Annotated in this window: 6 protein-coding genes; all 6 read right to left on the reverse strand. The window is 74.0% G+C overall.

Translation table 11 applies throughout. From position 1 onward, the window contains the following. Nucleotides 1–277: AAA family ATPase (locus tag AC2W7J_RS16810; protein ID WP_485983812.1), on the reverse strand; the 277-nt coding region annotated here is incomplete at its 3' end. A gap of 1 nt (nucleotide 278) precedes the next feature. Then, the gene (locus AC2W7J_RS16815; RefSeq protein ID WP_255183621.1) at nucleotides 279–1,187 is read right to left on the reverse strand and encodes an NAD kinase; all 909 of its coding nucleotides are present in this window, start codon (nucleotides 1,185–1,187) and stop codon (nucleotides 279–281) included. A gap of 76 nt (nucleotides 1,188–1,263) precedes the next feature. Beyond that, nucleotides 1,264–1,983 (reverse strand): TlyA family RNA methyltransferase, encoded by a 720-nt coding sequence (locus AC2W7J_RS16820; protein WP_485983814.1) that lies wholly within the window; start codon nucleotides 1,981–1,983, stop codon nucleotides 1,264–1,266. A 3-nt stretch (nucleotides 1,984–1,986) separates the two neighbouring features. Beyond that, the gene (locus AC2W7J_RS16825) at nucleotides 1,987–2,214 is read right to left on the reverse strand and encodes a hypothetical protein (RefSeq protein WP_421008436.1); all 228 of its coding nucleotides are present in this window, start codon (nucleotides 2,212–2,214) and stop codon (nucleotides 1,987–1,989) included. After that, nucleotides 2,207–2,803 (reverse strand): hypothetical protein, encoded by a 597-nt coding sequence (locus tag AC2W7J_RS16830; protein WP_485983815.1) that lies wholly within the window; start codon nucleotides 2,801–2,803, stop codon nucleotides 2,207–2,209. The genes AC2W7J_RS16825 and AC2W7J_RS16830 overlap by 8 nt, the downstream gene beginning before the upstream one ends. 29 nt (nucleotides 2,804–2,832) lie before the next feature. Continuing rightward, nucleotides 2,833–3,186, reverse strand: coding sequence for an HAD hydrolase-like protein (locus tag AC2W7J_RS16835; RefSeq protein WP_485983817.1), 354 nt, complete (start codon nucleotides 3,184–3,186; stop codon nucleotides 2,833–2,835). Nucleotides 3,187–3,332 lie beyond the last annotated feature (146 nt).

A 3,332-nucleotide genomic window follows, 5' to 3' on the forward strand; every position in this document is an offset into this window, starting at 1 on the left:
AGCAGCTCGGGCTCGTCGGCGATGCCGCCGACCTCGGCGGCGACGCCCGGGCGGGGTGGTCGTCGGCGAGCTCGAGCTCGGCCTCGACGAGGGCGTCGTCCCGGCCGGAGCGCACGAGCGAGGCGTCGGCGCGGCCACCGAGCACGAGGCCGAGCCCGGTGACGACCATCGTCTTGCCTGCGCCGGTCTCGCCGGTGACGACGGTCAGCCCGGGGTCGAGGGTGAGGGTGGCGTCCTCGATGACGCCGAGGTCGCGGATGCGCAGCTCTCGCAGCACGTCAGGCTCCCGGCCGGGTGCGGCCGCGCCACCCGTGGACGGACAGGTCGAACTTCGCGACGAGGCGGTCGGTGAAGGGCGAGCTGCTCAGCCGGGCCAGACGCACCGGCTCGGGCGAGCGGGAGACCTCGATGCGGGCTCCCGGGGGCAGGTCGACGGCGCGGCGGCCGTCGCACCACAGCACTCCGTGGCCCTCGGTGCCGGGGACGAGGTCGACGGCCATCGCGGAGGTCGGCGCGACGACGAGCGGTCGGGCGAAGAGCGCGTGCGCGCTGATCGGCACGACGAGCATCGCCTCGACGCCGGGCCACACGACGGGGCCCCCGGCGGAGAAGGCATAGGCGGTCGAGCCGGTCGGCGTCGCCATGACGACACCGTCGCAGCCCCACGTGGACAGGGGACGTCCGTCGATCTCGACGGTGAGCACGAGCATTCGCTCGCGCGAGGCCTTCTCGACCGTCACCTCGTTGAGCGCCCAGCTGCGGGCGATCTCCTGCCCGTCGAGGGTGGCGACGACGTCGAGAGCCATGCGCTCCTCGACCTCGTAGCGGCGCTCGACGATGTGCTCGACGGTCGCGTCGACGTCCTCCCGCTCGGCCTCCGCGAGGAAGCCGACGTGACCGAGGTTGACCCCGAGCAGGGGGACGCCGCTGCCGCGGGCGGCCTCGGCGCCGCGCAGGATCGTGCCGTCGCCGCCGAGGACGACGACGAGCTCGACGCCCTCTGCGGGGTCGTCACCGTCGTGGACGACGACGACGGGGTGCTGGCCCAGGACGCTCTCGCCGAGCTCACCCGCGGGCAGACGCACCTCGATGCCCGCCTGGGCGAGCTTGTCCGCGACACCCATGGCGACCTCGAGGGCCTCGGGCCGGCTCGGGTGAGCCATGAGCAGCACGCGCCGCGGGGTCATCGGTCCTCCTCCTGCACCAGGTCGTGGGTGATCCGGGTCTGAGCCTGCCATGCCAGACCGACACCGGTGCGACGGGTCAGGTGCACGAGGTACTCGTGGTTGCCCTCTCCCCCGCGCAGCGGGCTGCGCGTGATCCCGAGGACCGACAGCCGACCTCGGCGGCGCGCTCGAGCACGGCGGTGATCGCATCCGCGCGGGCGGCCGGGTCGGTGACCACGCCTCGCCTGCCGAGCCGGGCCCGCCCCACCTCGAACTGCGGCTTGACGAGCAGCACCGCCTCGCCGTCGTCCGTGAGCAGGCCGGCGATCTCCTCGAGCACCAGGCGAAGGGAGATGAAGCTCAGGTCACCCACGGCCAGCTGCACCGGCCCGCCGATGTCAGCCGGCGCCAGCCCGCGGATCGTCGTGCCGCTCAGGTCGTCGACGCGGTCGTCGGCGACGAGCTCGGGGGCGAGCTGGTCGTGGCCGACGTCGAGGGCCACGACGTGCTCGGCCCCGTGCTCGAGCAGCACCTGGGTGAAGCCTCCGGTGCACGCACCGATGTCGATGCAGCGGCGTCCGGGGACCGCGACGTCGAAGGCGTCCAGGGCCCCGAGCAGCTTGCCGGCCGCACGCCCGACCCAGTGGTCGGCGCCGGTCGTCACCTCGACGAGGGTGTCGGGGCCCACCTGCTGCGAGGTCTTCGTCGCGGTCGCGCCTGCGACGCGCACCTCTACGACGACGAGCTCGACGTCGACGTCGAGCTGCTGCGCGAGCTGCTCGACGAGCGCGACGTCGAGCCGGCTGGTCTCGGGCACCCGTCAGGTCCCGAGGTCCGACAGCCGCGACGTCAGGGTGGCGTGCACGGACTCGCCGGCGGCCAGGACGGCGTCGAGGTCGTCCGGGTCGACGGCGGAGAGGTCACGAAGGGCGGCATCGACGACGAGGTCATCGGTCGCGGGCGTGCCCTCGGGCATGGGCTCGGGCGCCTTGGGCGCGAGGTCACCGGGGCTGGGGACCGGTGGCGTGGGCGTGGCCTGCTCAGGCATCGGGCAGCACCGCCAGGGTCTGCGGAGCCGGGGATGCGGGCTGGCTCGACGCCGCCTTCTTGGCCGTCGTCTTCCTCGGGGCGGCCTTCTTCGTGGCGACCTTCTTCGTGGCAGCCTTCGTCGTGGCAGCCTTCGTCGCGGGAGTCTTCGTCGCGGGAGTCTTCGTCGTGGGAGTCTTCGTCGTGGCGCTGCCCGCGGTCGCCTTCTTCGCGGGCGCCTTCTTGGCGGTGGACTTCTTCGCGGTGGTCGGCCTGGCCTGTGCCTTCTTCGCGGGCGCCTTCGTGGCCCGCGCCCTCTTCGCCGGCGCCTTCGCGTTGGTCGGCTTGGCCGTCGCCTTCTTGGCCGGCGCCACAGGCGCGGTCGAGACCTCGTCGAGCGCCGAACGCTCCCGCAACGCGGTGCTCAGCGCGTCGAGGTCGCCCTCCTCCTCCGCCGGCCACGCGTGCGCGTCGTCGCTCTGCTCGCGCACCGGCGGCACGGCACCCGCGACGAGCAGGGTGTCGACCAGTCGGACGACCTCGAGCGCCCGGTCCAGGGTCGTCTCGGTCGTCTTCAGGCCCAGATGGATCAGTCCACGTACGGGGTCCACGTCACTCCTCGGGTCGGGGTCGTCCCACGCTACCGGCTGGTCATGGCGAGCCCTGCCTGCCCCGCGTCGAGCAGGCCGCCGTCGACGGCTGCCCACAGGGCGTCGAGCGCAGCGCGATCTGCATCGGGCCCTTCACCGCGGACCTCGAGCCGGCCATCGACCACGCGTGCACCGGCGTCCCCTCGGAGGCACCAGGCGCCCTCGGTCCGCGCCGGCGGGTAGGGCTGCAGGAGACCGCGCAGGTCCGCGATGACATACGTCGGACGCCGCTCCACCGGCGCGGCCGCCGCATCCGCCAGACCGTGGACGCCGGTGAGCACCAGCACGCCGGGCATCCCCGTCGCCACGGCTCCCTCGATGTCGGTCTCGAGCCGGTCCCCCACGGCCAGCACCCCGGTCGGGGCTCGCCCCGAGCGCGCTCGCCGCGAGCCGGTACATCGGGGGGTGCGGCTTGCCGATGACCTCGGGGTCGACGTCGACGCACGAACGCACGGCCGCCACGAGTGCGCCGTTGCCGGGGGCCGGACCC

It is taken from the genome of Janibacter sp. CFPM2_SD2, from assembly GCF_057364645.1.

Excerpts from the sequence above, each read along its gene's own strand:
- AC2W7J_RS16815 (WP_255183621.1), bottom strand. The coding sequence starts at position 1,187 with ATGACCCCGCGGCGCGTGCTGCTCATGGCTCACCCGAGCCGGCCCGAG.
- AC2W7J_RS16825 (WP_421008436.1), bottom strand. The coding sequence starts at position 2,214 with ATGCCTGAGCAGGCCACGCCCACGCCACCGGTCCCCAGCCCCGGTGAC.